The 26,880-nt window shown below is 68.6% G+C and carries 23 protein-coding genes; 6 read left to right on the top strand and 17 right to left on the bottom strand.

The window, feature by feature from the left end; all coding sequences use genetic code 11:
- Positions 1 to 149: 149 nt before the first annotated feature.
- The 7 genes from AC1DB1_RS17415 to AC1DB1_RS17385 are packed head-to-tail and all read right to left on the bottom strand — an operon-like array spanning position 150 to position 7,873.
- On the bottom strand, positions 150 to 977 hold the full coding sequence (locus tag AC1DB1_RS17415; RefSeq protein WP_477201709.1) for an HpcH/HpaI aldolase/citrate lyase family protein: 828 nt from the start codon (positions 975 to 977) through the stop codon (positions 150 to 152).
- On the bottom strand, positions 974 to 1,462 hold the full coding sequence (locus AC1DB1_RS17410; RefSeq protein ID WP_477201708.1) for a MaoC family dehydratase: 489 nt from the start codon (positions 1,460 to 1,462) through the stop codon (positions 974 to 976). Before AC1DB1_RS17410 ends, AC1DB1_RS17415 begins: the two co-directional genes overlap by 4 nt.
- Positions 1,459 to 2,127 carry a 3-oxoacid CoA-transferase subunit B gene (locus tag AC1DB1_RS17405; RefSeq protein ID WP_477201707.1) on the bottom strand — a complete coding sequence of 223 codons (669 nt, stop codon included), beginning with the start codon at positions 2,125 to 2,127 and terminating at the stop codon, positions 1,459 to 1,461. Before AC1DB1_RS17405 ends, AC1DB1_RS17410 begins: the two co-directional genes overlap by 4 nt.
- Positions 2,124 to 2,891 (bottom strand): CoA transferase subunit A, encoded by a 768-nt coding sequence (locus AC1DB1_RS17400; RefSeq protein WP_477201706.1) that lies wholly within the window; start codon positions 2,889 to 2,891, stop codon positions 2,124 to 2,126. Before AC1DB1_RS17400 ends, AC1DB1_RS17405 begins: the two co-directional genes overlap by 4 nt.
- Positions 2,892 to 2,913: 22 nt before the next feature.
- Positions 2,914 to 4,125: an acyl-CoA dehydrogenase family protein gene (locus tag AC1DB1_RS17395; protein ID WP_477201705.1), complete on the bottom strand. Its 1,212-nt coding sequence runs from the start codon at positions 4,123 to 4,125 to the stop codon at positions 2,914 to 2,916.
- The gene (locus AC1DB1_RS17390) at positions 4,122 to 6,260 is read right to left on the bottom strand and encodes an acetyl/propionyl/methylcrotonyl-CoA carboxylase subunit alpha (RefSeq protein WP_477201704.1); all 2,139 of its coding nucleotides are present in this window, start codon (positions 6,258 to 6,260) and stop codon (positions 4,122 to 4,124) included. The genes AC1DB1_RS17395 and AC1DB1_RS17390 overlap by 4 nt, the downstream gene beginning before the upstream one ends.
- 5 nt (positions 6,261 to 6,265) lie before the next feature.
- Positions 6,266 to 7,873 (bottom strand): carboxyl transferase domain-containing protein, encoded by a 1,608-nt coding sequence (locus AC1DB1_RS17385; protein ID WP_477201703.1) that lies wholly within the window; start codon positions 7,871 to 7,873, stop codon positions 6,266 to 6,268.
- 89 nt (positions 7,874 to 7,962) lie between these two features.
- On the opposite strand from AC1DB1_RS17385, the gene AC1DB1_RS17380 reads away from it, so the two are divergent.
- Together AC1DB1_RS17380 and AC1DB1_RS17375 are read left to right on the top strand one after the other, a co-directional pair.
- On the top strand, positions 7,963 to 8,589 hold the full coding sequence (locus AC1DB1_RS17380; RefSeq protein WP_477201702.1) for an SACE_7040 family transcriptional regulator: 627 nt from the start codon (positions 7,963 to 7,965) through the stop codon (positions 8,587 to 8,589).
- Between the two features lie 78 nt (positions 8,590 to 8,667).
- On the top strand, positions 8,668 to 11,274 hold the full coding sequence (locus AC1DB1_RS17375; RefSeq protein ID WP_477201701.1) for a penicillin acylase family protein: 2,607 nt from the start codon (positions 8,668 to 8,670) through the stop codon (positions 11,272 to 11,274).
- Between the two features lie 30 nt (positions 11,275 to 11,304).
- Here AC1DB1_RS17375 and AC1DB1_RS17370 read toward each other — a convergent pair whose 3' ends face one another.
- From AC1DB1_RS17370 to AC1DB1_RS17350, 5 genes are all read right to left on the bottom strand, one after another.
- Positions 11,305 to 11,595 carry a hypothetical protein gene (locus AC1DB1_RS17370; protein WP_477201700.1) on the bottom strand — a complete coding sequence of 97 codons (291 nt, stop codon included), beginning with the start codon at positions 11,593 to 11,595 and terminating at the stop codon, positions 11,305 to 11,307.
- A 17-nt stretch (positions 11,596 to 11,612) separates the two neighbouring features.
- Positions 11,613 to 12,992 carry a citrate synthase gene (locus AC1DB1_RS17365; protein WP_477201699.1) on the bottom strand — a complete coding sequence of 460 codons (1,380 nt, stop codon included), beginning with the start codon at positions 12,990 to 12,992 and terminating at the stop codon, positions 11,613 to 11,615.
- Between the two features lie 125 nt (positions 12,993 to 13,117).
- Positions 13,118 to 14,236 carry a succinyldiaminopimelate transaminase gene (gene dapC, locus AC1DB1_RS17360; RefSeq protein WP_477201698.1) on the bottom strand — a complete coding sequence of 373 codons (1,119 nt, stop codon included), beginning with the start codon at positions 14,234 to 14,236 and terminating at the stop codon, positions 13,118 to 13,120.
- Between the two features lie 4 nt (positions 14,237 to 14,240).
- Positions 14,241 to 14,561 carry a ferredoxin gene (fdxA, locus tag AC1DB1_RS17355; RefSeq protein WP_271176483.1) on the bottom strand — a complete coding sequence of 107 codons (321 nt, stop codon included), beginning with the start codon at positions 14,559 to 14,561 and terminating at the stop codon, positions 14,241 to 14,243.
- Between the two features lie 38 nt (positions 14,562 to 14,599).
- Positions 14,600 to 14,983, bottom strand: a complete 384-nt coding sequence (locus AC1DB1_RS17350; RefSeq protein WP_271176484.1) for a DUF6113 family protein — start codon at positions 14,981 to 14,983, stop codon at positions 14,600 to 14,602.
- A gap of 107 nt (positions 14,984 to 15,090) precedes the next feature.
- Between AC1DB1_RS17350 and efeU the strand changes: the two genes are divergently transcribed.
- From efeU to efeB, 3 genes are all read left to right on the top strand, one after another.
- Positions 15,091 to 15,954 (top strand): iron uptake transporter permease EfeU, encoded by an 864-nt coding sequence (efeU, locus tag AC1DB1_RS17345; protein ID WP_477201697.1) that lies wholly within the window; start codon positions 15,091 to 15,093, stop codon positions 15,952 to 15,954.
- Positions 15,955 to 16,017: 63 nt separating this feature from the next.
- The gene (efeO, locus tag AC1DB1_RS17340) at positions 16,018 to 17,199 is read left to right on the top strand and encodes an iron uptake system protein EfeO (RefSeq protein ID WP_477201696.1); all 1,182 of its coding nucleotides are present in this window, start codon (positions 16,018 to 16,020) and stop codon (positions 17,197 to 17,199) included.
- Positions 17,200 to 17,203: 4 nt separating this feature from the next.
- The gene (efeB, locus tag AC1DB1_RS17335; RefSeq protein WP_477201814.1) at positions 17,204 to 18,499 is read left to right on the top strand and encodes an iron uptake transporter deferrochelatase/peroxidase subunit; all 1,296 of its coding nucleotides are present in this window, start codon (positions 17,204 to 17,206) and stop codon (positions 18,497 to 18,499) included.
- A gap of 131 nt (positions 18,500 to 18,630) precedes the next feature.
- Here efeB and typA read toward each other — a convergent pair whose 3' ends face one another.
- Positions 18,631 to 20,553, bottom strand: coding sequence for a translational GTPase TypA (typA, locus tag AC1DB1_RS17330; protein ID WP_343881876.1), 1,923 nt, complete (start codon positions 20,551 to 20,553; stop codon positions 18,631 to 18,633).
- Between the two features lie 197 nt (positions 20,554 to 20,750).
- Positions 20,751 to 22,610, bottom strand: a complete 1,860-nt coding sequence (locus AC1DB1_RS17325; RefSeq protein WP_477201695.1) for a dipeptide ABC transporter ATP-binding protein — start codon at positions 22,608 to 22,610, stop codon at positions 20,751 to 20,753.
- Between the two features lie 86 nt (positions 22,611 to 22,696).
- Between AC1DB1_RS17325 and AC1DB1_RS17320 the strand changes: the two genes are divergently transcribed.
- Positions 22,697 to 23,323 carry a PH domain-containing protein gene (locus AC1DB1_RS17320; RefSeq protein ID WP_271176491.1) on the top strand — a complete coding sequence of 209 codons (627 nt, stop codon included), beginning with the start codon at positions 22,697 to 22,699 and terminating at the stop codon, positions 23,321 to 23,323.
- 29 nt (positions 23,324 to 23,352) lie between these two features.
- On the opposite strand, the gene AC1DB1_RS17315 is transcribed toward AC1DB1_RS17320, so the two are convergent.
- From AC1DB1_RS17315 to AC1DB1_RS17305, 3 genes are all read right to left on the bottom strand, one after another.
- Positions 23,353 to 24,366 carry an ABC transporter permease gene (locus AC1DB1_RS17315; RefSeq protein WP_271176492.1) on the bottom strand — a complete coding sequence of 338 codons (1,014 nt, stop codon included), beginning with the start codon at positions 24,364 to 24,366 and terminating at the stop codon, positions 23,353 to 23,355.
- On the bottom strand, positions 24,366 to 25,898 hold the full coding sequence (locus AC1DB1_RS17310; RefSeq protein ID WP_271176493.1) for an ABC transporter permease: 1,533 nt from the start codon (positions 25,896 to 25,898) through the stop codon (positions 24,366 to 24,368). The genes AC1DB1_RS17315 and AC1DB1_RS17310 overlap by 1 nt, the downstream gene beginning before the upstream one ends.
- Before the next feature lie 194 nt (positions 25,899 to 26,092).
- The coding region (locus AC1DB1_RS17305) for an ABC transporter substrate-binding protein (RefSeq protein ID WP_477201694.1) at positions 26,093 to 26,880 on the bottom strand (788 nt) is incomplete at its 5' end.

Raw genomic sequence — 26,880 nt, 5'->3', positions numbered from 1 at the left:
CCACTGCTACTCGAATCGATTCGAGGACCCCAGTTCCCCAGTACCTACTTGCAGAGTACGGCATGCCACCGACCGCCTCCGGCTGATCCGGGTGAACTGTTACAGAATGCTAGGTCACAGTTTCATCACGGTCTGCGAGGGTGGAAAGTTCACCCGTCGAGGCCGGCCCGCCGCAGCACGATTCGGGCGTGTGCGAGCACCGGGCCGTCCACCATCCGGCCCTCGAACGCGAACACTCCCCCGGCACCGGCCGCCGCGTCGAGGAGGGCGCGCGCGTGCGCGATCTCGTCACCCGATGGGCGGTATGCAGCACGGATCGTCTCGACCTGCGACGGATGGATGCACGCGGTGGCGGCGAAACCGACGGCCGCGGCATCCACCGCTTCGGCGCCGAGACCGGCGAGGTCCGCGATGTCGAGGTGCACCGTGTCCACCGCGCCGATGCCGGCGGCGGAGGCCGCGAGCAGCACCGACGAGCGGGCGTGCACGGCGACGTCGCGGTAACGGCCGTCGTCGTGACGGCTCGACGTGCCGCCCATCGACGCCACCAGGTCCTCCGCTCCCCACATCAGCGCCACCACACCCGCCGCTCCGGCGAGCTGCGGTGCGCCCATCACACCGCGCGCCGTCTCGCAGAGCGCGATCACGTCCAGCCCCGTGAGATCGCGCAGACCATCGACGCTCTCGGCCTTGGGGAGCATCACCGTCGTCAGATCCGTGACGGCGAGCGCCGCCAGATCGGCACCGTGGTCGTAGGTTCCCGCGGGGTTGACGCGCACGATCACGCGTTCCGGGTCGAGCCTCCCCTCCGCGTCCGCCGCCACGAGTGCCTCCCGTGCGAGCACCCGCCGAGCCGGGTCGACCGCGTCCTCCAGGTCGAGGATGACCGCATCCGCACTCGACACAGCCCGCGCATAGCGGTCGGGACGGTCGGCCGGGCAGAACAGCAGGGCAGGACCGAACGGGAAGCCCGTCACAGTCCGGCCTCCTCGGAGTGGGCGCTCCGGCACCACACCATCACCTGCCTGGTCGCCGTGGCGACGACGACTCCGTTCTGATTCCGGCCCGTGTGCTCCAGCGTGACGATGCCCTGGCCCGGGCGCGAAGCGGAGAGCCGTTTGCTGAGCACCACCGTCTCCGAGTAGAGGGTGTCGCCGTGGTGCAGCGGGTGCGGGAAGCCGACCTCGCTGAATCCGAGGTTGGCGACGATCGTCCCCTGTGTGAGCTGGGCGACGGATGCCCCGACGATCGTGGCGAGGGTGAACATCGAATTGACGAGGCGCTCGCCGTACGGCTGCCGGGCCGACCAGGCCGCGTCGAGGTGCAGGGCCTGGGTGTTCATGGTGAGCGTCGTGAAGAAGACGTTGTCCGCCTCCGTGACCGTGCGTCCCGGCCGGTGCAGGTAGCGTGTGTCCGGCTCGAACTCCTCGTAGTACAGCCCGCGCTGCTCGATCTCTTTCATCGCGTCCCCTCCTGCAGTCCGATCGTCAGCGGAGCGCCCGTCGCGGCGATGACCTCGTCGACGGTGACGCCCGGCGCGGTCTCGCGCAGCACGAGCGAATCAGCGCCCGACTCCGTTCCGCGCACGACGTCGATCACCGCGAGGTCCGTGATGATGCGGTCGACGCATCCGGTGCCGGTGAGCGGCAGCGAGCACTCCCGCACGATCTTCGGCCGGCCCTCGCGGGCGACGTGCTCCATCATCACGATGAGCCGCTTCGCGCCGAACACGAGGTCCATCGCGCCGCCCATGCCTTTGACCATCTTGCCGGGGATCATCCAGTTGGCGAGGTCGCCGCGTTCGGACACCTCCATCGCACCGAGCACGGCGACGTCGACGTGCCCGCCGCGGACCATCCCGAACGACAGCGCGGAGTCGAAGAAGGCAGCGCCGCTGTTCACGGTCACGGTCTCCTTGCCGGCGTTGATCAGGTCAGGATCGACGGCGTCGTCGTCGGGGTACGGCCCGACGCCGAGCACGCCGTTCTCCGAGTGCAGCACCACCTCGACGTCGTCGGGGATGTAGTTCGGGATCAGCGTCGGCATGCCGATGCCGAGGTTGACGTACTGTCCGTTCTCCAGCTCCAGCGCCACGCGGGCCGCGAGTTCGTTGCGGGTCAGGCTCATGATGGGCTCCCCTCGGTCAGCTTCACGGTTCTCCGTTCGATCCGCTTCTCGACGTCGGGGGCGAGGACGACGCGCTGCACGAAGATTCCCGGCGTGTGCACCTGGCCCGGATCCAGCTCGCCGGGCTCCACCAGCTCTTCGACCTCCGCGATCGTCACGCGTCCCGCCATCGCGGCGAGCGGGTTGAAGTTCATCGCCGCGGCGTGGAACACGAGGTTGCCGTACCGGTCGCCCTTCGCCGCGTGCACGAGAGCGAAGTCGGGCGTCACCGACCGCTCGAGAACGTAGTCGGCGCCGTCGAAGGTGCGCACCTCCTTGGGCTCCGAGGCGACGGCGATCGATCCGTCCGGCGCGTACAGGCGCGGCAGCCCGCCCTCGGCGATCTGCGTTCCGACGCCGGCCGGGGTGTAGAACGCCGGGATGCCGGCGCCGCCGGCGCGCAGCTTCTCGGCGAGCGTGCCCTGCGGCGTGAGCTCGACCTCCAGCTCCCCGGAGAGGAACTGCCGCGCGAACTCCTTGTTCTCACCGACGTACGAGCTGACCATCTTGCGGATGCGCCGGTCGCCGAGAAGGATGCCCAGCCCCCAGTCGTCGACGCCGCAGTTGTTGCTGACCACCTCGAGCGCGGTCGTCCCGCGCTCGTGCAACGCCAGGATGAGCGCGCTCGGGATCCCGCACAGCCCGAAGCCGCCCACGGCGAGCGACGCCCCGTCGGGGATGTCGGCGATCGCCTCCTCGGCGCTCGCGACCACTTTGTCGATCATCGGCTGCTCCCCTTCCGCTGCGTCAGGCCTCGAAACCGAGGGCCCGCGAGATGATCATCAGCTGCACTTCCGACGTGCCCTCGCCGATCTCGAGGATCTTCGAGTCACGGTAGTGCCGGGCGACCGGGTTCTCGTTGAGGAAGCCGTAGCCGCCGAAGATCTGGGTCGCGTCGCGAGCGTTGTCCATGGCCGCCTCGCTGCCGACGAGCTTGGCGATCGACGCCTCCAGCTTGAAGGGCTTGCCGGCCATCAGCTTGAAGCAGGCGTCGTAGTAGGCGAGGCGCGCGGTGTGCACGCGGGCCTGCATCCGGGACAGCTTGAAAGCGATGTGCTGGTTCGAGCCGATCGCACGACCGAACACGTTGCGGCTGGCCGCGTACCGCAGCGCCTCCTCGAGGCAGCCCTGGGCAGCACCGACGCAGAGCGCGGCGAAGGCCACACGGCCCTCGTCGAGCGTCTGCAGGAAGTTCGCGTAGCCGCGGCCGCGCTCACCCAGCAGGTTGGTCTCCGGCACGCGCACGTCGGTGAGCGTGAGCGGGTGGGTGTCCGAGGTGTGCCAGCCGACCTTGTCATAGGCGGGCAACGCCACGAAGCCGGGGGTGGGCACGGGCACCAGGATGGCGGACAGCTCCTTCTTCACGGAGCCGTCGGCGCGGGTCTGCTCGCCCGTGACCGCGGTGATCGTGACGAGCCGGGTGATCTCGCTGCCGGAGTTGGTGATGAACTGCTTGGTGCCGTTGATGACCCATTCGCCATCCCGCAACTCTGCGGTGGTCTTGGTGCCCGCCGCGTCCGAGCCGGCCTCGGCCTCGGTCAGCCCGAACCCGGCGAGCGCCGAGCCACTGGTGAGCATCGGCATCCACTCGCGACGCTGCGCCTCGGTGCCGTTGCGGAAGACGGGCATGATGCCCAGGCCGACGCCCGCCTCGAGCGTGACGCCGATCGACTGGTCGACCCGGCCGAGCTGTTCGACGGCGAGGCAGAGCGAGAGGTAGTCCTTGCCCTGGCCGCCGTACTCCTTCGGGAACGGCAGGCCGAACAGGCCCATGCTGCCCATCTCGGCGATGATCTCGTACGGAAGGCTGCGGCGGGTGTCGTAGTCGTAGGCGGCGGGCGCGACCACCCGGTCGGCGAAGTCGCGCACCTCGTCGCGTAGGCGGCGGTGCTCGTCGGTCAGCTCGAAGCCGGCGACGTCGGTGTCGTCGGCACTGGAGCGTGTCATCTGCATGGTCATGGGGTTCCTTCTCTCTGTGCTGCGGCCGATCGTGTCGGCGCGTCCGCTACGGGTTCCGCGCTGGTGGGCGGGACGTTCTGGGGGTCGCCATGCTCGTCGGGGACCGCTGTCTCGTCCGGGACGACCGTGGCGACCGACTGGTCGAGCCGCACGAGGTCTCCGCTCGCCACGTGCACCTGCACGCGGCCCGCGAGCGGGGCGACCAGGCGGTGCTCCATCTTCATGGCCTCGACCGTGACGACGGTGTCGCCGACCTCCACCAGATCGCCGCTCGCCACGGCGACCGACACCACGGTGCCGGGCATCGGCGTGCGGAGCTCCGGGTCGGCGGCGCCGGCCGCGCGGGTGACGGCGGCGAGGTCGCGCGCGACGCGGTCGGCACGGTCGACGACGGCGAATTCACGCCCCGCCCCGCCGTCGCCGATCCAGACCGACGCCGCATCGCGGGCGACAGCGAGTCGTCTGGTGATCCCGTCGACGGTCAGCAGGGCCGTTGCCGGCTCCCCCGGCGACGACGGCGGCAGGAGCCGGATGCCCGCGGTGAACGTGCGGTCGTCGTCGAGCACGACGCGCGCCGTCGATGTATTCAGCGCATCCGGGCCGCCCCACACGCGCACGGTCGCGTCGCCGATCTCATAGGCGACGGGGCGGTGCGCCCCGAGACGCCAGCCGCTCGGCTGCGCCCAGAGCGCGCCGGCGCCGGAGGCCGGCTGGTCCCAGCGTTCGCGGTGCACGATCAGCGCGGCGGCGACGAGCTGGTGGGCATCCGGGGCCGTGGGCGCGAGGTCGGAGAATCGGCGGTCGATGAGTGTGGTGTCGAGGCGGGCGGCGCGCACGTCCTCGTCCGCGAGCAGATCGCGCAGCCAGCGCACGTTGGTCACAGCTCCCAGGATGTGCGTGTCGGCCAGGGCGGCATCGAGACGACGGAGGGCCGTTGCGCGATCGTCGGCCCAGGCGATCACCTTGGACAGCATCGGGTCGTAATCGGTCACGATCGGTGCTCCGGCGACGAGACCGCTGTCGACCCGGATGCCGGGACCCGTCGGTTCGTGCAGGGCGATGACCGTTCCATCCGTCGGCAGGAAGCCGCGCTCGGGGTTCTCGGCGTACACCCGCACCTCGACCGCGTGACCGGTGAGCGTCACGTCGTCCTGGGTGAAGTCGAGCGGCTCCCCCGCCGCGATGCGCACTTGCCACTCGACCAGGTCGAGGCCGGTCACCAGTTCGGTGACGGGATGCTCCACCTGCAGACGGGTGTTCATCTCCATGAAGAAGAACGCGCCCGGGTCCGCATCGGAGACCAGGAACTCGACCGTTCCGGCTCCGACATAGTCGACGCTCGCGGCGACGGCGCAGGCGGCCCGGCCGATCCGCTCCCTGGTCTCGGCGTCGAGCAGTGCCGACGGCGCCTCCTCGACCACCTTCTGGTGACGACGCTGCAGCGAGCACTCGCGCTCGCCGAGGTGCACGACGGAGCCGTGGCTGTCGGCGAGCACCTGCACCTCGATGTGCCGGGGCGTGTCGACGAGCCGCTCGAGGAAGAGGGTGTCGTCACCGAACGCAGATCCTGCGACGCGGCGTGCGGTACGGAGCGCATCCGGCAGATCGGCCGCGTCGTGCACGGCCTGCATGCCCTTGCCTCCGCCGCCGGCCGACGGCTTGACGAGCAGCGGGTACCCGATGGCCGCCGCCGCCTCGATCAGAGCATCGTCGCTGAGCCCCGGCTCGGCGATGCCCCGGATGGTCGGCACTCCGTGCGCCTCGACCTCGCGCTTCGCGGCGATCTTGTCGCCCATCACGTCGAGTGCCCGCACGCCCGGTCCGATGAAGACGATGCCGGCGTCGGCGCATGCGGAGGCGAACGCGGCGTTCTCGGACAGGAAGCCGTAGCCGGGATGCACGGCCTCGGCACCCGTCGCGCGCGCGGCCGCGAGGATCGCCTCCACGTCGAGATAGCTCTGGCGCGCCGGGGCGGGGCCGAGGCGGACGGCGACGTCGGCGAGGTGCACGTGCGGTGCATCGCGGTCGGCGTCGCTGTAGACGGCCACCGCGCGGATGCCCAAGCGCTGCAGAGTGCGGATCACGCGGCAGGCGATCTCTCCGCGGTTGGCGACGATGACGGTCGAGAATCCCATGCCGATCACATCCGGAAGAGGCCGAAGGCCGTGTCGGGGAGCGGGGTGCGGGAGCAGACGTCGAGTGCGAGCCCCAGCACGGTGCGGGTGTCCGCCGGGTCGATCACGCCGTCGTCCCACAAGCGCGCCGTGGAGAAGTACGGGCTGCCCTGCTCCTCGTACTGCTCGGCGATCGGCGCCTTGAACGCGGCCTCCTCGTCGGTCGACCACTCCTCGCCGCGGCCTTCCAGCTGCTCGCGCTTCACCGTCGCCAGCACTGACGACGCCTGCGGGCCGCCCATCACCGAGATGCGGGCCGCCGGCCACATCCAGAGGAAGCGGGGCGAGTACGCCCGGCCGCACATCGAGTAGTTGCCCGCACCGAACGAGCCGCCGATGACCACGGTCAGCTTCGGCACGCGCGTGGTGGCGACCGCAGTCACCATCTTGGCGCCGTGCTTGGCGATGCCGCCGGCCTCGTAGTCGCGGCCGACCATGAACCCGGAGATGTTCTGGAGGAACAGCAGCGGGATGCCGCGCTGATCGCAGAGCTCGATGAAGTGCGCGCCCTTGAGCGCCGACTCGCTGAAGAGCACGCCGTTGTTGGCCACGATGCCGACCGGATGCCCGTGGATGTGGGCGAAGCCGGTGACCAGCGTCGTGCCGTACTCGGCTTTGAACTCCGCGAACGCGCTGGCGTCGACCAGCCGGGCGATCACCTCGCGCACGTCGTACGGCGCCTGCACGTCGGTGGGCACGACCCCGTAGAGCTCGTCGGGGTCCGCTGCCGGTGGGACCGATTCGAGCACCTCCCAGGCCGGCGCGGCCGGGGCGGGCAGGGTGGCGACGATGTCGCGGACGATCTGCAGCGCGTGACGGTCGTCTTCGGCGAGGTGGTCGACCACGCCGGAGGTGCGGGCATGCAGTTCGCCGCCGCCGAGTTCCTCCGCCGTCACGATCTCGCCGATCGCCGCCTTCACCAGCGGCGGGCCGCCGAGGAAGATCGTTCCCTGTCCGCGCACGATCACGGTCTGGTCGCTCATCGCCGGAACGTAGGCGCCGCCGGCGGTGCACGAGCCGAGCACGGCCGCGATCTGCGGCACCTTGGCCGCCGACATCCTGGCCTGGTTGTAGAAGATGCGGCCGAAGTGGTCGCGATCGGGGAAGACCTCGTCCTGCATCGGCAGGTACGCGCCGCCGGAGTCCACCAGGTAGATGCAGGGAAGCCGGTTCTCCAGGGCGATCTCCTGGGCGCGCAGGTGCTTCTTGACGGTCATCGGATAGTACGTTCCGCCTTTGACCGTCGCGTCGTTCGAGATGACCAGCACGTGCCGACCGTGCACGAGGCCGATGCCCGCGATCACGCCGGCCGCCGGCGTCTCGTCGCCGTACAGGCCGGTCGCCGCGAGGGGCGCGATCTCGAGGAACGGGCTGCCTTCGTCGAGCAGCACGTCGATGCGTTCCCGGGGCAGCAGCTTGCCGCGGGCCACGTGGCGTTCGCGGGAGCGGAGCGGACCACCCTCTGCCGCGACCGCGAGCCGTTCGCGCAGGTCGGCCACGAGGGCGCGCTGGGCAGCTTCGTTCTGCTCGAACCGGGCATCCGTCGCACTCGTGGTGCTGGTGAGCGTTGGCATCGCGTCTCCATCGACAGTCAGTTAGTGGTCACTAACTCGAATTTAGGTTAGTGTTCATTAACCGAAATGTCCAGCGTGCGGAGCGAACGATGACGGAAGTCGCAGAGAGCGGGCAGGCCACCTCGCGGCCGACCCAGCGGAGCCAGGCCAAGGCCGACCGCCGCGCCGCTCTGCTGGCCGCCGCCGCCGGGCTCTTCGCCGAGCGGGGCTTCAACGGCGTCTCCATCGAAGACCTGGGTGCTGCGGCCGGTGTCAGCGGCCCCGCCGTCTACCGCCACTTCGCCGGCAAGCAGGCCGTGCTCGGCGCGCTGCTGGTCGGCGTCAGCCAGCACCTGCTCGACGGCGGCACGGAGGTCGCCACCGCCGCGCCGGAGCCGTCCACCGCGCTCCGGTCGCTCATCGCGTTCCACGTGGACTTCGCACTGAGCGAGCCCGACACCATCCGGGTGCAGGACCGCGACCTCGACGCCCTGCCCGACTCCGAGCGCCGGGCCGTGCGCCGCCTGCAGCGCCGCTACATCGAGCTCTGGATGGACGTGCTCTCGTCGCTGCACCCCTCCGTGCCGTCCGGCGAGCTCCGGATGCGCGTGCAGGCGACCTTCGGCCTCATCAACTCGACCCCGCACAGCGTGCGCGCCGGTGGCACGAGCACCGATGCGGCCATGGCGCGGCCGTTGCTGGAGCGCATGGCCTGGGCCGGTCTCAACGCCCACTGAGCGCAGCCCGCGCGCGTCACCCGGATGCGTTACAGTCGCAGGACGGCTGGCTAGCACTTCCGCGACCGAAGGAGTGATGTGGGGGACGACTCACCGCGCCTCAGGCGGCATCACCGGGTGCTGCGGGTCATCGCCGTCATCGTCGGCGTTCTGCTCGTCTTTCTGGTGATCGCCGGCGGCCTCGGCGTCTGGACCGTGATGCGCTCCTTCCCCCAGACCTCCGGCAGCATCGATGTACCCGGTCTCGACAGTTCCGTCACCGTCACGCGCGACAGCGCCGGCATCCCGCAGATCACCGCCTCGACCCCCGACGACCTCTTCCGCGCTCAGGGCTTCGTGCACGCTCAGGACCGCTTCTGGGAGATGGACTTCCGGCGGCACGTCACCGCCGGGCGGCTCGCCGAGCTGTTCGGTGCCAGCCAGGTGCCGACCGACACCTTCATCCGCACCCTCGGCTGGCGCGACGTCGCCGAGCAGGAGGTGAAGAAGCTCGACAAGACCGCGCTCCGCTACTACCAGGACTATGCGGACGGCGTGAACGCCTACCTGAAGACCCACTCGGGCGCGGAGCTGAGCCTCGAGTACGCCGTGCTGGGCATCCAGAACCCCGGATACTCCCCCGAGCCGTGGACACCGGCCGACTCCGTCTCGTGGCTCAAGGCGATGGCCTGGGACCTCCGCTCGAACCTCGAAGACGAGATCGACCGCGCGCTGCTCTCCACGAAACTCTCGGCCGCGCAGATCGCGCAGCTCCATCCCGCGTATCCGTACAGCCAGCACCCGACCATCACCGCCGAGGGGCAGGGATCGCCCGCGACGACGACCCCGGATGCGAAGCCGTCGGGAACCGCCGCCGATTCCGGTTCCGGGTCGGCGGCTCCTGCACCGGCGACGCCTCCCGAGTACGCGGCCGCGCTCACCCGGCTCTCCGCCTCCCTCGAGTCGATCCCGAATCTCCTCGGGCCGGCCGGGAACGACATCGGCTCGAACTCGTGGGTGGTCTCCGGCGCCCACACGGCGAGCGGTAAACCGTTGCTGGCGAACGACCCGCACCTCGGCGCTGCGATGCCGTCGGTCTGGTACCAGGTCGGGCTGCACTGCCGCACCGTGAACGCTGCGTGCCCGTACGATGTCGCCGGCTTCAGCTTCTCCGGACTCCCCGGCGTCGTCATCGGCCACAACGATCGCATCGCCTGGGGGTTCACCAACCTCGGTCCCGATGTCGCCGACCTCTACGAGGAGAAGGTGACGGGCACCACCTACGAATACGACGGCAAACAGGTCCCCCTGACCATCAGGAAGGAGACGATCGAGGTCGCCGGCGGCGAGCCTGTGCACCTCACCGTGCGCTCGACGAGGCACGGGCCGATCGTCACCGACCTGAGCGACGGCTTCGGCGCGATCGCCAAAGACCAGGCGGGCAAGCTCCAGGTTCCCGCGCAGAAGTTCCAGTTGTCGCTCGAGTGGACGGCGCTCACGCCTGGGCCGACACCGGGGGCGATCTTCGCCTTCGACCGCGCGACGAACTGGGCGAGCTTCCGCGCCGCGGCCGCATCGTTCCAGGTGCCGTCGCAGAACCTCGTGTACGCCGACGTCGACGGCAACATCGGCTATCAAGCGCCGGGAGCGATCCCCGTTCGCGCGCGCGGAGACGGGACCGTTCCGGTGCCCGGCTGGACGAGCGCGTACGGCTGGAAGGGCTATATCCCGTACGATGCGCTGCCGTCGGTGTACAACCCGCCGAGCGGATACATCGTCACCGCCAACAATGCGGCCGTCGGCTCGGGATTCCCGTACCTGATCACCCGCGACTGGGAGTACGGCTACCGCGCCAACCAGATCCTGCTGCGACTCAAGGACCTGCTCGCCTCCGGCAAGAAGGTCACCGCCGCCGAATTCAGCGCCGTGCAGGCCGACACGTACGACGCCATCGCCGCCGACCTCGCTCCCATTCTGCGTGCCGTCGCCGCCGATCAGGATCCCTCTTCCGGCACCGCGCGCGGCGCGCGGCTGCTCGCCGGGTGGGACTACCACGACGACGCCGACAGCGCCGCTGCCGCGTACTTCAACATCTTCTGGCGCACCCTGCTCGCGGATGCCTTCGGGCGCAAGCTCCCGGCGTCCGCTCCCCCGGCCGGTGGCGACCGCTGGTTCGCCGTCGTGCAGAACCTCGCCGCGCAGCCGGACTCCCCGTGGTGGACCGACGCCAAGCTCGGCGTGACGAGCCGCGACGAGATGTTCGCCCACGTCGCCGATCAGGCCTGGGCGGAAGCCACGCGGCTGATGGGCGGGGACTCGTCGAACTGGCGGTGGGATCGCATCCACACCATCGAGCTGACGAATGCGAGCTTCGGCACCTCCGGCATCGCGCCGATCGAGTGGCTGTTCAACCGGGGGCCGTATCCGGTCGGCGGCAGCTCGAGCGTGGTGGATGCCGTCGGCTGGGACGCGTCGGTGGGCTATCAGGTGGACTGGGTGCCGTCGATGCGGCAGGTCATCGACCTCTCGGACTTCGACAAGAGCACGTGGGTCAACCTCACGGGAGCCTCAGGCCACGCCTTCAATCCGAACTACACCGACCAGACTCCGCTCTGGCAGACGAACAAGACGCGTCCATGGCCGTTCAGCGCCGCAGCCGTGGCGAAAACGGTCGACAAGACGCTCACGCTCCGTCCCACCGGCTGACGCGCAACGCTTGTTGCAGCGTCCGGTGGACTACTGAGGCGCGTCGCGGACGTTCTTGCGCGCGGCGGCCAGCAACTCGGCGTACTCCGGGCTGAGCGCGTCTTCGAGAGCGATCTCGAGCCCGGCGTGGATGTCGGAGAGCACGCGCTGCTCGGCCGCGTCCTCGAGCGGCAGATCGCCGGCCTCGTCGCGGTGGGCGAGCCACTCGAACAGCACGAGCGCCTCGTCGTTCGAGAGCTCGATGCTCACACCGGCGATCTCGTCGGTGCCGTGCGTCTCGTCGGCGTCCGCGTCGGGTCCGCCCGTGATGTCATCGCTCATCGTCGCTGTCCCGTCGCTCAGCGGCTCGTCGGCCAGGACCGCTCGTCGCTGCCGATGTACAGCTGCTGGGGACGGCCGATCTTGGTGGCCGGGTCGGTGTTCATCTCGCGCCAGTGGGCGATCCAGCCCGGCAGCCGGCCGATCGCGAACAGCACGGTGAACATGCGCGTCGGGAAGCCCATCGCCTTGTAGATCACGCCGGTGTAGAAGTCGACGTTGGGGTACAGCTTGCGGTCGATGAAGTACTGATCTGCCAGCGCGACTTCTTCGAGCTCCTTGGCGATGTCGAGCAGCGGGTCGTGCACGCCGAGCGCGGCGAGCACCTCGTCAGCGCTCTGCTTGACGAGCCGGGCGCGCGGGTCGAAATTCTTGTAGACGCGGTGCCCGAAGCCCATGAGCTTCACGCCTTCTTCTTTGTTCTTGACGCGCTCGACGAACTTCTGCACGCTCTCGCCCGAATCGCGGATGCCGGCGAGCATGTCGAGGACCGCCTCGTTGGCCCCGCCGTGGAGCGGGCCGTAGAGCGCGTTGATACCGGCCGAGACCGAGGCGAACAGGTTGGCCTGCGTGGAGCCGACGAGACGCACCGTGGACGTCGACGCGTTCTGCTCGTGGTCCTCGTGCAGGATGAGCAGACGCTCCAGCGCCTTCGACAGCACCGGGTTCACCTCGTACGGCTCCGCCATCGTGCCGAAGTTCAGGCGCAGGAAGTTGTCGACGAAGCTCAGGGAGTTGTCGGGGTACAGGAACGCCTGCCCCAGGCTCTTCTTGTGGGCGTACGCCGCGATCACCGGGAGCTTGGCCAGCAACCGGATGGTCGACAGCTCGATCTGCTCGGGATCGTGCACGCTCAGCGAGTCCTGGTAGAACGTGGACAGCGCGGAGACGGCGCTCGAGAGCACCGACATGGGGTGCGCGTCGTGGGGCAGCGCGCTGAAGAAGCGGCGCAGATCCTCGTGCAGCAGCGTGTGGCGACGGATGCGCTCGTCGAACTCCGCCAGCTCGGTCGGAGTCGGCAGCTCGCCGTGGATGAGCAGCCAGGCGACCTCGAGGAACGTCGAGTTCTCGGCGACCTGTTCGATCGGGTAACCGCGGTAGCGCAGGATGCCGGCGTCGCCGTCGATGTAGGTGATCGCCGAACGCGTGGCCGACGTGTTCACGAAGCCGTAGTCCAGACCGGTGAGGCCGGTCTGCTTGGTCAGCGAGGAGAAGTCGATGCTCGACGCACCCGTGGTGCTCGACAGGATCGGGAACTCCGCGGATCCACCGGGGAAGGTCAGCGTCGCCTTCTGCTCGCCGGCCTGCGTCGGCTGCTCCGCCTGCGCCGGCGGGGTCTGCTGCGGCTGCGCGGGCTGGGTCTGCTCCGCCGATGCCTTCTCGGTGCCGAGTCCGCTCACAACGCCTCCTGGGTAGTTGGTGTGATTCGCGCGCCGATCGTGGCAGCGCTGCAAAAAGTCGTGCGGATACAGCCTAACGAACGACTCGGACAACTGTCGCATCGTGCAAACGGCGGCCGCTGTGGTTAGAGAGAGTCTCCAAGCGACCGCAGCCGCTCTGCCGCGGTGGTAATGCGTTCGTCCGTCGCGGTCAGCGAGAGACGCACGTGCTGCGGGTAGGCGTCGCCGTAGAAGACACCGGGCCCCGCCAGGATCCCGAGATCGGCCAGGCGGGCGATCGTCTCCCAGGCATCCCGGCCCTCGGTCGCCCAGAGGTACAGCCCCGCCTCACTGTCGTCGATGCGGAAGCCGGCCGCCTCGAGCGCCGGCTTGAGTTGTGCGCGGCGCGCCCGGTAGCGCTCCCGTTGCTCGTCCACGTGCCGGTCATCGCCGAGGGCGACGACCATCGCGGCCTGCAACGGCGCCGGCAGCATCAGCCCGGCGTGCTTGCGGACGTTGAGGAGGCGCGCGAGCACCGTTCGGCATCCCGCGACGAACGCCGCGCGGTAGCCGGCCAGGTTCGACTGCTTGCTGAGCGAGTAGACGGCGAGCACATTGCGGCGGTTGTCGCCGATGACCCGGGGGTCCAGGATGCTCGGGATGCGTTCCGCGTCCCACGGCGCGTCCCAGCCGAGCTCGGCGTAGCACTCGTCGCTGGCGATGACCGCACCGAGCTCACGGGCGCGCTCCACAGCGGCCCGCAGCTCGTCGACCGTCAGCACGCGCCCATCCGGATTGCCCGGGCTGTTGAGCCAGATCAGCCGCGTGTTCTCCGGCCACTCCGCAGGATCGTCGGAGGCGACCGCATCCGCTCCGGCGAGCGCTGCGCCGATCGCGTACGTCGGGTACGCCGCGCGTGGATGCACCACCGCGTCGCCCTCGCCGAGGCCGAGCATGAACGGGAGGAAGGCGACGAACTCCTTGGAGCCGATCGTCGGGAGGACGTTGTCGACGCCGAGCCCGGTCACGCCCCGTCGTCGCGCGAACCACTCCACGATCGCCTCGCGCAGCGCGGGCGTGCCGACGGTCTGGGGGTAGGCGTGCGCGTCGGTCGCCGCCGCGAGTGCCTCGCGGATCAGGTCGGGCGTCGCGTCGACCGGCGAACCGATGGACAGGTCGACCAGTCCGCCCGCGTGCTCCCTGGCGCGCGCCGCGAACGGCGCCATCTCGTCCCAGGGGTAGTCGGGAAGCTCTCCCAGCGCCACGGTGCTAGTGCGCCTGGGGCGGGAGTGCGGCGATGATCGGGTGGTCCTTGGCGATCACACCGACCTTGGCCGCGCCGCCGGGCGAGCCCACGTCGTCGAAGAACTCCACGTTGGCCTTGTAGTAGTCGGCCCACTGCTCCGGGAGGTCGTCTTCGTAATAGATCGCCTCCACCGGGCACACCGGCTCGCAGGCACCGCAGTCGACGCACTCGTCGGGGTGGATGTAGAGCGACCGTTCGCCCTCGTAGATGCAATCGACCGGGCATTCGTCGATGCAGGCCCGGTCTTTCACGTCGACGCAGGGGAGGGCGATGACGTAGGTCACAGTGCAGGGTTTCCCTTCGCGAGAGGTACTCGTCTAGCTTATGCCGTTTCGACGGCCGGGGCTCCGCGTCGCCGGCGGCTCAGGTCGGGCCAGGCGAGCACGATGGCCGCCAGCACGATCGGAGCCGCAAGCCACACCTGGCCGAGCACGTTGTTCGGGATGAGTACCGAACCGCCGGCGCTCTTCTGAGTGAAGAGCAGCACCGTCAGGATCGTGCCGAGTGCGGCGATGAGCGCCGGGATGCGGCTGCCGAGCATCCGGAGGCCGACCAGCAGCGATGTGTACGCCACGAGCGAGAGCACCAGGGCCCACGGCCAGGCGATTCCGGCGGTGAACGTGGTCTGGTGCACGATCGTGCCGACGCCTCCGATGACGACGCCGAAGAGGAACAGGAGCACGTACGTCACGACCCGGCTGAGCATTCTCGAATACTACCGACTGGCCCTGGACAGACCGCGGAGAGTTGCTTAGAGTCGATGGGTAAGGTTAGCCTTACCAACATCCCCCGAACCTCTTCCGGAAGTCCTCTGTGCTCTCCAACTACCTGATCGGCCTCCGCGAAGGCCTCGAAGCAGCCCTCGTCGTCGGCATCCTCGTCGCCTACATCGTCAAGGTGAAACGTCAGGATGTGCTCCGCAAGTTCTGGTTCGGTGTCGGCATCGCGATCGTCGTCCCGCTCGGTCTCGGCGCGCTGCTCACCTGGGGCCCGTACGGACTCAGCTTCGAGGCCCAGGAGATCATCGGCGGCGGCCTCTCGGTCGTCGCGGTCGGCTTCGTCACCTGGATGATCTTCTGGATGGGCAAGACCGCCCGTTCGATGAAGAGCACCCTGCAGACCCGCCTCGATGCAGCCCTCCTCGGAGCCGGCTGGGGCGTGGTCATCCTCGCCATGCTGAGCGTCGGGCGCGAGGGAATCGAGACCGCACTCTTCGTCTGGGCCACCGTCGCCTCCGTCGGGGGCAGCTGGGAGCCGGCGGTCGGCGCTCTGCTCGGCATCCTGACCGCCACTGTGCTCGGATACCTGCTGTACCGCGGTTTCGTGAAGATCAACCTCGGCACCTTCTTCACCTGGACGGGCGCGTTTCTCATCCTGGTAGCGGGCGGCGTCTTCGCCTATGGCATCGGCGACCTGCAGGAGGCGGGCGTGCTTCCCGGCGCCGGCGTGCACGCCTACGACATCAGCACCGTCATCCCGGCCTCCAGTTGGTACGGCACCGTGATGCAGGGCATCGTCAACTTCAATCCCTCCCCCACCTGGCTGCAGGTGGGCGGCTGGGTGGCGTACATCGCCGTCGTCACCTTCTTCTACGTGCGCCAGCACCACTCGACGGCGCGACCGTCGCGAACGACCGCCAAATCGTCAGCGCGGGTCGGCGAATCCGTCGCCTCCTGATCCTGTCCCCCATCCCCCAGACACCACCACACAGCCCGAATCACTGAGGAAGAAACCACAGCCATGCCCAGAAGACGTTCCCTCGCCGTGCTCACCGGCACGCTCGCCGGTGCGGCGACCATCGCCGTCGCCCTCAGCGGATGCGTCCCCAACCGTGCCTCCGCCGACGCCGAGGCCCTGGCCGTCTCCCTCACCGACACCGCCTGCACGGTCTCGGAGAAGACCGCCCCGAGCGGCGCGATCACCTTCCAGGTGACCAACAAGGGCACCGACGTCAACGAGTTCGAGATTTTGGCGAGCGACAAGCTCCGGATCGCGGGCGAGAAGGAGAACATCGGCCCGGGGACGACCGTCAACTACGTCGTGCAGCTGACCGAGGGCGACTACTTCACCGCCTGCCGCAAGGGCATGACCGGCTCCCCCGCTCACCTCGCCGCCTTCACGGTGACGAAGGGGAAGAGCACCACCACCGATGCGAGCGAGTCCAAGCAGGTCGCCACCGCCGTCACCAACTACAAGGGCTACCTGAAAGATCAGACCAGCCAGCTGCTGGACGCCACGACGTCGTTCGCCGCCGCCTACGAGGCCGGCGACGACACCGCCGCCCGCAACCAGTACGCCTCCGCCCGCGCCTTCTACGAGCGCATCGAGCCGACCGCCGAGCAGTTCGGCGACATCGACCCCGCCATCGACCTGCGCGAGGCCGACGTCGAGAGCGGCCAGACCTGGACCGGCTGGCACCGCATCGAGAAGGACCTCTGGGCTCCGGCCGGCTTCACGCCGTCGAACCCCGCGGAGCGCGCCACCCTCGGCAAGCAGCTCGTCGCCGACACCCAGCGGCTCTCCGACCTCGTTGCTGCCAAGAACTTCACCCTCACGATCGACCAGATCTCCAACGGTGCCATCGGCCTGATGGAGGAGGTCTCGCGCAGCAAGATCACCGGCGAAGAAGAGACCTTCTCGCACACCGATCTCTGGGACTTCCAGGCCAACGTCGAGGGCGCCAACGTGGCCTACGGCATCGTGCGCGACATCGCCGAGGCCAAGGGTCAGTCCGGCAAGCAGGTCGTGAGCAAGCTCGACACCGAGTTCGCCGCCATCCAGAAGCTCCTCGCCCAGTACAAGAAGGGCGACGGCTTCGTCAGCTACACCGAGCTGAGCACCACCCAGGTCAAGCAGCTGTCCGACGAGGTCAACGCTCTCAGCGAGCCGCTGAGCCAGCTCACGTCCATCATCGTCAAATAGCATCATCCGCGTGACCGACGAGAACACCGCCACCGGCAAGCCCGGGCTCTCCCGAAGGGGAATGCTCGGGCTCGCCGGCGCGACGGTCGGGGCCGGCCTGGTCGGCGTCGGCGCCGGAGTCGTGCTCGACCGCACCGTCCTCGGTGCCTCGACCCACCCCACCGACACCTACCCGTTCTACGGACAGCACCAGTCCGGCATCACCACCGCCGCTCAGGATCGCCTGCACTTCGCCGCGTTCGACGTCGCGGCGGACCTCGACCGCGATGGGCTCGTCGAGCTCCTGCGCGACTGGACCGTCGCCGCCGCCCGCATGACCCAGGGCAGGCCGGCCGGCAAGTACGGGCCCGCCAGCGGCCCGGCGGATGCGCCGCCGGATGACACCGGAGAAGCCCTGGACCTGCCGCCCGGCGGTCTCACCCTCACCATCGGTTTCGGGCCCACCCTGTTCACCGACACGGATGGACGCGACCGCTTCGGGATCGCCTCCCGACGCCCGTCCGCCCTCGTCGACCTCCCGCACTTCGCCGGAGACGCCCTCCTCGACGCCTACGTCGGCGGCGACCTCTGCGTGCAGGCGTGCAGCGACGACCCGCAGGTGGCCGTGCACGCCATCCGGAACCTGTCTCGCATCGCCTTCGGCCGTGCCTCCATCCGCTGGTCGCAGCTCGGCTTCGGGCGCACCTCCTCGACCACGCGGAGTCAGACCACCCCGCGCAACCTGTTCGGGTTCAAAGACGGCACCGCCAACATCAAGGCAGAGGACTCCACGGTCGTCGCCGACCAGGTGTGGGCCGACTCCAGCGACGGCGCCGGATGGATGCACGGCGGTTCGTACCTCGTCGCCCGCAAGATCCGGATGGTCATCGAGACCTGGGACCGGCAGCAGCTCGGCGAGCAGGAGCGCATCATCGGGCGCGACAAGGGCGAAGGCGCTCCCCTCTCCGGCGGCACCGAGTTCACCGAGCCCAACTTCCTCGCCCTCGCCCCGTCGGGCGGAACGAAGATCGACCCCGACTCGCACGTGCGGCTCGCGCATCCGACCACCAACGACGGCGCGCAGCTGCTGCGGCGCGGGTACAACTTCGTCGACGGCAACGACGAGCTCGGCCGGCTGAACGCCGGGCTGTTCTTCATCGCCTTCCAGCGGGATCCGCGCAAGCAGTTCATCCCGATCCAGCAGCAGCTCGCACGCAGCGACGCCATGAACGAGTACCTCAAGCACGTCGGCTCGGCGATCTTCGCCGTACCTCCCGGCGCCCGCGAGGGCTCGTACGTCGGCGCCGGGCTGTTCGACTAACCGGCTGTTCGCCCAACCCCCCGGTCGCCTATCGCCAGGCGCCCCCGAACGGCGAAGAACCCGGTGGCTTCCTCTCGGAATGCCACCGGGTTCTCACATCTCCTCAGCCGGCCTCGCGGCCCGACCGCGGATCAGGCGTTCTGGTCCTGCTTCTTCAGCCGCGACGTCGCGCGTGCACGCGCGTTCGAGTCGAGCTCCACCTTGCGGATGCGCACCATCTCGGGCGTCACCTCGACGCACTCGTCTTCGCGCGCGAACTCGAGGCTCTCCTCCAGGGTCAGCTGGCGCGACGGAGTCATCGACTCGAAGTTGTCGGCCGTCGACTGACGCATGTTGGTCAGCTTCTTCTCCTTGGTGATGTTCACGTCCATGTCGTCGGCGCGCGAGTTCTCGCCGATCACCATGCCCTCGTAGACCTCCTCCGTCGGCTGGACGAAGAACGTCATGCGCTCCTGCAGGGCGATGATCGCGAACGGCGTCACCACACCCGAGCGGTCGGCCACGATCGAGCCGTTGCTGCGGGTGATGATCTGACCGGCCCAGTCGTCGTAGCCGTGCGAGATCGCGTTCGCGATGCCCGTGCCGCGCGTGGTCGTCAGGAACTCCGTGCGGAAGCCGATGAGGCCGCGCGACGGGACGATGAACTCCATGCGCACCCAGCCCGTGCCGTGGTTCGACATGTTCTCCATGCGGCCCTTGCGGGCGGCGAGCAGCTGCGTGATCGCTCCGAGGTACTCCTCCGGTGCGTCGATCGTCAGGTGCTCGTACGGCTCCTGCAGCTTGCCGTCGACGCGCTTCGTGACCACCTGCGGCTTGCCGACGGTGAGCTCGTAGCCTTCGCGGCGCATCTGCTCGACGAGGATCGCCAGCGCCAGCTCACCGCGGCCCTGAACCTCCCACGCGTCGGGACGGCCGATGTCGAGCACGCGGAGCGAGACGTTGCCGACCAGCTCGCGGTCGAGGCGGTCCTTCACCATGCGCGCGGTGAGCTTGTGGCCCTTGACCTTGCCGACCAGCGGCGAGGTGTTCGTGCCGATCGTCATCGAGATCGCCGGCTCGTCCACGTGGATCGCCGGCAGCGGGCGGATGTCCTCGGGGTCGGCGAGCGTGTCGCCGATCATGATGTCCGCGAATCCGGCGACGGCGACGATGTCGCCGGGGCCGGCACTCTCAGCGGGGTAGCGGTCGAGCGCCTTGGTGATCATCAGCTCGGTCACGCGCACGTTGTGCACGTCGCCGTCGTGACGCACCCAGGCGACCGTCTGGCCCTTCTTCAGCGTGCCGTTGAAGATGCGCAGCAGCGCGAGGCGGCCGAGGAACGGCGACGCGTCGAGGTTCGTGACGTGCGCCTGCAGCGGCGCCTCGGGGTCGTACGACGGCGCCGGGATGTGCTCCAGGATCGCCTCGAACAGCGGCTCGAGGTCATCGTTGTCGGGAAGCTCGCCGTTCGCGGGCTGGTTGTGGCTCGCGGCGCCGGCACGACCGGACGCGTAGACGACCGGCACGTCGAGGATCTTGTCGAGGTCGAGGTCGGGCACATCGTCGGCCAGGTCGCTCGCCAGGCCGAGGAGCAGGTCCTGGCTCTCGCTCACGACCTCCTGGATGCGCGCGTCGCTGCGGTCGGTCTTGTTGACGGCCAGGATCACCGGCAGGTTCGCCTCGAGCGCCTTGCGCAGCACGAAGCGCGTCTGCGGCAGCGGGCCCTCGCTCGCGTCGACGAGGAGCACAACGCCGTCCACCATGGACAGACCGCGCTCCACCTCGCCACCGAAGTCGGCGTGGCCGGGGGTGTCGATCACGTTGATCGTGATCGGACCGTTGTCCGCGTGCTTGCCGTTGTACGAGATCGCCGTGTTCTTGGCGAGGATCGTGATGCCCTTCTCACGCTCGAGCTCGTTCGAGTCCATCGCGCGGTCTTCGACATGCTCGTGCGCCGAGAACGAATTGGTCTGGCGGAGCATGGCGTCGACCAGCGTGGTCTTGCCGTGGTCGACGTGGGCGACGATTGCGACATTGCGCAGATCATCGCGGTGGGCGACGGCGTTCTCGGACATGCGTGAAGACTCGACTCTCGTCAGAAGTGGTGGGGGAAACGATCCATTCTATCCCGAATCGCCTGGGAACCCGGCGAAAGCCCTCCCACAACTCCGGAACTCCGACTCGACGCGCCGTCATTGGGGGCTTAACTCCGGAACTCCGGCGCGAAATCGCACCGGAGTTCCGGAGTTGTGCGTCGGTCGGACGCGGGGCGCTACAGCCCCTGCGCCACCGGCGGCTCGGGCTCGTGCGACAGGTCGACCGCGGGAACGGTCTCGGCCTCGTCCGAGCCTGCAGCGAGCAGCTCCAGGCGCAGGGTGCGGCGCGCGCGCTGCTGGTCGGGGTCCGGCAGCGGCACCGCAGCGAGCAGACGCTGCGTGTACGCCTCCTTCGGGTAGCGCAGGATCTCGTTGCGCGTCCCGACCTCGACCAGGTTGCCGTGATGCATGACCGCGATGCGGTCGGCGAGCACGTCGATGACCGCGAGGTCGTGGGTGATGAACAGGCAGGCGAAGTTCATCTCCTTCTGCAGCTGCTGCATGAGCTCGAGCACACGAGCCTGCACCGACACGTCGAGGGCGCTGGTCGGCTCGTCGGCGATCAGCACCTGCGGCTTCAGCGACAGGGCGCGGGCGATGCCGACGCGCTGCTTCTGACCGCCGGAGAGCTCGTGCGGGAACCGGCTGCGGTAGGCGCGAGGGAGTTCGACGCTGTCGAGAAGACGGTCGACTTCCTTGGCGAGGGCGTTGCCCTTGAGCCCCTTGGCGAGCAGCAGCGGCTCCCCGATGCTGTCGGCGATCTGGAGGCGCGGGTTCAGCGACGACGACGGGTCCTGGAAGACGATGCCGACGTTGCGGTGCAGCTTGCGGATCTCGTCCCGGTTCGCGTTGCTGATGTCCTGACCGGCGACGACGAGCTTGCCCGAGTGGATCGGCAGGAGGCCGATCGCGGAGCGGCCCAGCGTGGTCTTGCCCGAACCGGACTCGCCCACGAGGCCGACGACCTCGCCCTCGTGGATCTGCAGGTCGATGTTGCTGGCGGCGCGGAACGCCGGGACGCGGCCGTGCTTCGGGTACTCGATCGCCACATCCTGGAAGTCGACGACGACGGTGCGCGGGTCGGCGATGGCGGCCTCGTGCTCGGCGCGGGCGATGCGCTCGTTGACGGCGATGCGCTCGGCGTACGCGGGGTCGGCGTTCTCGGTGCCGGCAGCCAGGGCAGCCGTCGTGTCGATCTCCTCATCACCGCGCTGGCCGAGGTGGGGAACGGCGTCGAGCAGGGCGATCGTGTACGGGTGCTTCGGGTTCGCGAAGACCTCTTTGACGGTTCCGCCCTCGACGATGTCGCCCTTGCGCATGACGACGATGTTGTCGGCGAGGTCGGCCACGACGCCCATGTCGTGGGTGATCAGCAGGATGGCGCTGTCGAGCCGGTCGCGCAGGCTGCGGAGCAGCTCGAGGATCTCGGCCTGCACCGTCACGTCGAGCGCGGTGGTCGGCTCATCGGCGATGAGCAGCTTGGGGTCGCAGGAGATCGACTGCGCGATCATCGCGCGCTGCCGCTGACCACCCGAGAGCTGGTGGGGGTACGAGTTGTACGCCTTCACCGGGTCGGGCAGCTCGACCATGGCGAGCAGCTCGAGGGCGCGCTCCTTGGCCTCGTGCGGCGACATGCCGAAGTGGATGCGCAGGGTCTCGACGATCTGCGAACCGACCGTGTAGACGGGGTTCAGCGCCGTCATCGGCTCCTGGAAGATCACGGCGACCTGGCGTCCGCGCACGCGGCGCATCTGCGGCTGGGTCAGCCCGGTGAGCTCACGCCCCTCGAGCTTGATCGAACCGCGCACACGCGAGTTCTTCGGCAGGAGGTCGAGGATCGCCATCGAGCTCGCACTCTTGCCGGAGCCGGACTCGCCGACGATCGCCAGCACCTCGCCGGCCTTGATCGAGTAGTTCAGCTTCTTGGCGGCCGGGATCCAGGTGTTGTCGACGCCGAAGTCGACCGAGAGGTCGTGGACGGCGAGCACCGGCGCATCGGTCACGACGTCGGCCTGACCGTTGGTTGTGTCGGTCATGAGTTGGTGTTCCTTTCGCGGGCGCCGGGGATCGCCCGACGGCTCCTGTCGCGTTTCGGTGAGACGGGAGATGAGAGCATGGAGTCATGCCGTACACCTCCACCGACGAACGCGAGGTGTTCGTCTCCCGGTTCAACCGGGTCATCGCCGTTCTGATCTGGGCGGGCGCTGCCGCGATCGCGGTCGCCCTCGTCGTGAGCGTGCACGATCAGCGCCTGCTCTACCTGGTTCCGTGCGCCCTCTTCGCCTTCGTGGCGTGGGCCGCGCTCTGGCAGCCCCGTCTCGTCGTGGCTCCCGAGGGCATCACCGTGCACAACGTCGAGCGCACGATCGAGATCCCGTGGCCGGCTCTCGTGCACGTCGACACGAAATACGCGCTCACGCTCTACACGCCCGGCCACCGCTACTCCGTATGGAGCGCGCCCGCCCCGGGGACCGCCAGCACTCTGCGCGCCACCCGCAACGAGGTGAAGGGTCGCGCCGGCAGGCCGTCCGTCGACAGCGAAGCGCGCCGCCCGGGTGATCTGCTCTCCACGGAGTCCGGTCAGGCCGCCGAGGTCGTGCGCCGGCGCTGGACGCACCTGCGCGACACCGGCGCGCTCGAGGTGGGCGTCGCCGACGAGGCGAAGGTCGTCGTGACCTGGAACGTGGCGACCATCGCCGGCGTGGTTGTGCTCCTGGGCGGAACGGTCGCCGCCCTGCTGCTCACCTGAGGCGAGCAGCAGGCCGGTGACGAGGCTGGTCACAGCACGTCCTCCGCGATGGCCGCACCGGTGCGCGGGCCGCGGGTGTCGTCTTCGCCGGGCTCCGGCTCCTCCTCGCGCATCTTGCGCAGGTTGAACCGGCGGTGCCGCGGGTCGAACGCGTCGCGCAGGCCGTCGCCGACGAAGTTGACGAGCAGCGCCAGCGCCACGATGAACGAACCGGGCCACCAGAACAGCCACGGACGGGTCTGGAACGCCGACTCGTTCTGGCTGATCAGCAGACCGAGCGAGACATCCGGCGGCCGGATGCCGTAGCCGAGGAACGACAGCGCGGTCTCGAGCAGGATGGCCGAGGCCATGATCAGCGTCGAGGCCACGATGACGACGCCGATGGCGTTCGGCAGGATGTGCTTGAAGATGATGCGCATGTCGGACGCGCCGGCGACCCTGGCCGCTTCGACGAACTCGCGTTCGCGGAGTGACAGGAACTCGCCGCGCACCAGACGCGCGATGCCCATCCACGAGAAGAACCCGAGCATGACGGCGAGCACCGGGGCGCCGAGGCCGCCCGAGATGTGACCGACGACCGAGCCGATCACGAGGGCCGGGATGACGATGAACACGTCGGTGATGCGCATCAGGATGGCGTCGGTGACGCCGCGGAAGTATCCGGCGATGGCGCCGACGACGACGCCGACGACACTGGCGATCACACCGATCACGACCATGACCAGCACGGAGTTCTGGATGCCGCGCATGGTGAGGGCGAAGTAGTCCTTGCCGATCCGGTCCTGGCCGAACGGGTGCTCCCACGTGGGCGCGCCCTGCTTGACCTGGTCGTTCAGCTCCTTGAAGTCGTACTTCCACCAGCCGTGGATCGGGCCGATGCCGATCGCGCTGATCGAGAACAGCAGGATCAGGATGAACAGGATGGCGCTGCCGACGGCAAGCTTGTTCGAGAGGAAGCGCTTCCAGATGAGACGGCCCTGGCTGACCGGCGGCGCGGTCGGCGCCTGCAGCTCATCGGCGATCATCGGTTCTGTGCTGGACATTATCGGACCCTCACTCTCGGGTCGAGTGCGGCGTAGGCGAGGTCCGCGAGGAAGTTGAACAGGATCGCCATCGCGGCGATGACCACGAAGTAGGCCATGACGGGGTTGAGGTCGCCTCGGCTGAGGCCCGCGTTGAACAACGCGCCCATGCCCGGGATGGCGAACACCTGCTCCGTGATGATGGCACCACCGAGGAGCGCGCCGACGTCGAACGCGACGAGGGTGGTGATCGGGATCAGCATGTTGCGGAACGCGTGCCGCACGACGACGGTGCGCTCCGGCAGGCCCTTGGCGCGCGCGGTGCGGATGAAGTCCTGGTTGAGTACCTCGAGCATCCCGGCCCGCGAGTAGCGGGTGTACGAGGCGAACGAGATCAGGAGCAGCGCGATGGTCGGCAGCATGAGGTGGGTGAACGTGTCGAGTCCGGTCACCCAGATGTCACCCTCGAGCCCCGGCGTCGACGAGCCGACGGTGGCGATCGGCCGGCCGTTGGTGTCGTCGAAGTAGGTGGGCCACGCCTGCATGAAGCGGTCGAGCAGCACCAGGGCGCCGGAGACGATCGTGACGATCACGCCGACGCGCATGTTCTGCCCGCGGTCGTAGCCGCCGACGAAGTACCCGATCGCCAGGCTGACCACGATCGCGACGATCGCCAGGATGACGATGGTCGCCACCGAAGACACGTTGAACAGCGGCTGCAGCGCGAAGTAGCAGACGATCGTGATCGCGCCGTTGATGATCGCGGTGAGCAGCGCCTTGCGGTTCTGCAGGCCGGAGACCAGCGCGGTCGTCCCGATCACAACGGCCGCGACCAGGATGATCATGACCACCGGGCCGAGGCCGGGGTGCAGGAACCAGTCGGTCGCGCTCATCAGCAGGAGCACGCCGGCGGTGGCGACTCCCGAGATCAGGAACGTGGTGAGACGGCGACGCGCGTCTCCGCCGATCAACGATTGCCAGATCAGGCCCGCGACGAGGCCTATCAACCCTGCGACCCACCATTGGATCACCGGATCGACCAGGAAGTCGTTGAAGTCGATCGCGACGAACTCCTTGAGGAGCACGGCGACGAGGAACGCCGGGAGCGAGTACAGGAAGAAGCTGAGGAACGTGACGACGTTGTCGAGTCCGCTGTACTGGCGAAGGGCGGTGACGATACCGATGGTGACACCGAGCAGGATGGCGAGGACGAGCGCGAGCGTGACGAGCTGCACGGTCGATCCCAGCGCCTGAGGGAGGATGTCGACCACCTGCGCGCGCGAGATGGTGGAGCCGAGGTCGCAGGCGTTGGCGAAGGGGATGAGGCACTTGGCCGCTCCACCGAGCCAGAAGAGCCAGCGCAACGGCGGCGGGACGTCGAGCTGAAGCAACTCCACGCGGGCGTTGATCAGGTTCGCTTTGTTGGGAGAACTACTGTCGCGCAGGTCCTTGAGCGGGTCTGCGCTGTACGCGACCAGCATGTACATCAGGAACGATGCGGCGATGATGATGAGCACCGAGACCAGAAGGCGTCTCAGGATGAAACTCGCCATAGGTTGAAAACCTCACTGACACAACGCGCCCGGTTGGGGGGGCGGCCGAGCGGATGACCCGGCGGGGGCGCGTTTCGGGAATGGCTGGACGGGTCTCGTCCACCGTTACATGATACGGGGCGCCGACCAGGCCGGCGCCCCGCCCGCAGAATGGGTGCCCGGGGTTCACCCGGGCACCCATCACTGTGGTGTTGTTACTTCTTGCTGGACTTGACCGACCACTCCCAGAAGTTCCAGAAGGGTCCGGTCTGGTTGCCCATGTACTTCGCACCGTCGATACGGGCGTTGACACCGAACACACCGGGGAGCTGGAACAGCGGCAGGCCGTAGCCGTCGGAGAACGTGGCCTTGTCGATCTGCTGCTCGAGCTTGACCAGCTCGCTCTTGTCGACCGTGGTCTGCGTCTGGACAGCGACGTCGTTCATGGCGTTGTAACGGTTGTAGTTACCGCCACCACCGGTCGTGAACAGCTGCGGGATCTGCGACGTACCGGCACCCGGGCTGATCCAGCCGAAGAGCGATGCGTCGTAGTTGCCGCCGGGGAGCAGGGTGCTCCAGTCGGGCGATCCGGCGTCCACGATCTTGAAGCCGGCCTTCGACGCCGAGGCCTGGATGGCCTGGAATTCGTCGACACGGTTCGGGTTGTTCGTGTTGTACAGGATGCGGATCGTCGGGGTCGCGCCGGCGAGCAGCGTCTTGGCCCCCTCGATGTCGACCTTGGAGTACTTGTCCGAACCGTTCTGCTCGACCGAGGCCTTGTAGTCCGACTGGCTGGGCAGCCAGATCTGCGAGTTCAGGATCTCCGCCTTCGGGTTCACCGGGGTGACGATCGAGTCGAGGATCTGCTGACGCGGGATCGTCTTCAGGAACGCCTCACGGACCTTCGCGTCGGCGAACACCTTCGAACCGAAGTTCAGGTCGAGGTGGTCGTAGGACACCTGGTCGCCGGTCAGCACCTTCGCGCTGGTCTGCTTCAGAGCCG

Source organism: Leifsonia sp. 10N434, assembly GCF_056394405.1.
The sequence above is the reverse complement of the archived record's forward strand: the minus strand, read 5'-3'. Positions and strand labels throughout refer to the sequence as shown.

Bases quoted from the DNA above. Each gene is read 5' to 3' on its own strand.
- AC1DB1_RS17410 (WP_477201708.1), bottom strand. From the start codon at position 1,462: ATGAAAGAGATCGAGCAGCGCGGGCTGTACTACGAGGAGTTCGAGCCG.
- AC1DB1_RS17405 (WP_477201707.1), bottom strand. From the start codon at position 2,127: ATGAGCCTGACCCGCAACGAACTCGCGGCCCGCGTGGCGCTGGAGCTG.
- AC1DB1_RS17400 (WP_477201706.1), bottom strand. From the start codon at position 2,891: ATGATCGACAAAGTGGTCGCGAGCGCCGAGGAGGCGATCGCCGACATC.
- AC1DB1_RS17395 (WP_477201705.1), bottom strand. From the start codon at position 4,125: ATGACCATGCAGATGACACGCTCCAGTGCCGACGACACCGACGTCGCC.
- AC1DB1_RS17390 (WP_477201704.1), bottom strand. From the start codon at position 6,260: ATGGGATTCTCGACCGTCATCGTCGCCAACCGCGGAGAGATCGCCTGC.
- AC1DB1_RS17385 (WP_477201703.1), bottom strand. From the start codon at position 7,873: ATGCCAACGCTCACCAGCACCACGAGTGCGACGGATGCCCGGTTCGAG.
- AC1DB1_RS17380 (WP_477201702.1), top strand. From the start codon at position 7,963: ATGACGGAAGTCGCAGAGAGCGGGCAGGCCACCTCGCGGCCGACCCAG.
- AC1DB1_RS17370 (WP_477201700.1), bottom strand. From the start codon at position 11,595: ATGAGCGATGACATCACGGGCGGACCCGACGCGGACGCCGACGAGACG.
- AC1DB1_RS17350 (WP_271176484.1), bottom strand. From the start codon at position 14,983: ATGCTCAGCCGGGTCGTGACGTACGTGCTCCTGTTCCTCTTCGGCGTC.
- efeO (WP_477201696.1), top strand. From the start codon at position 16,018: ATGCCCAGAAGACGTTCCCTCGCCGTGCTCACCGGCACGCTCGCCGGT.
- typA (WP_343881876.1), bottom strand. From the start codon at position 20,553: ATGTCCGAGAACGCCGTCGCCCACCGCGATGATCTGCGCAATGTCGCA.
- AC1DB1_RS17325 (WP_477201695.1), bottom strand. From the start codon at position 22,610: ATGACCGACACAACCAACGGTCAGGCCGACGTCGTGACCGATGCGCCG.
- AC1DB1_RS17320 (WP_271176491.1), top strand. From the start codon at position 22,697: ATGCCGTACACCTCCACCGACGAACGCGAGGTGTTCGTCTCCCGGTTC.
- AC1DB1_RS17315 (WP_271176492.1), bottom strand. From the start codon at position 24,366: ATGTCCAGCACAGAACCGATGATCGCCGATGAGCTGCAGGCGCCGACC.
- AC1DB1_RS17310 (WP_271176493.1), bottom strand. From the start codon at position 25,898: ATGGCGAGTTTCATCCTGAGACGCCTTCTGGTCTCGGTGCTCATCATC.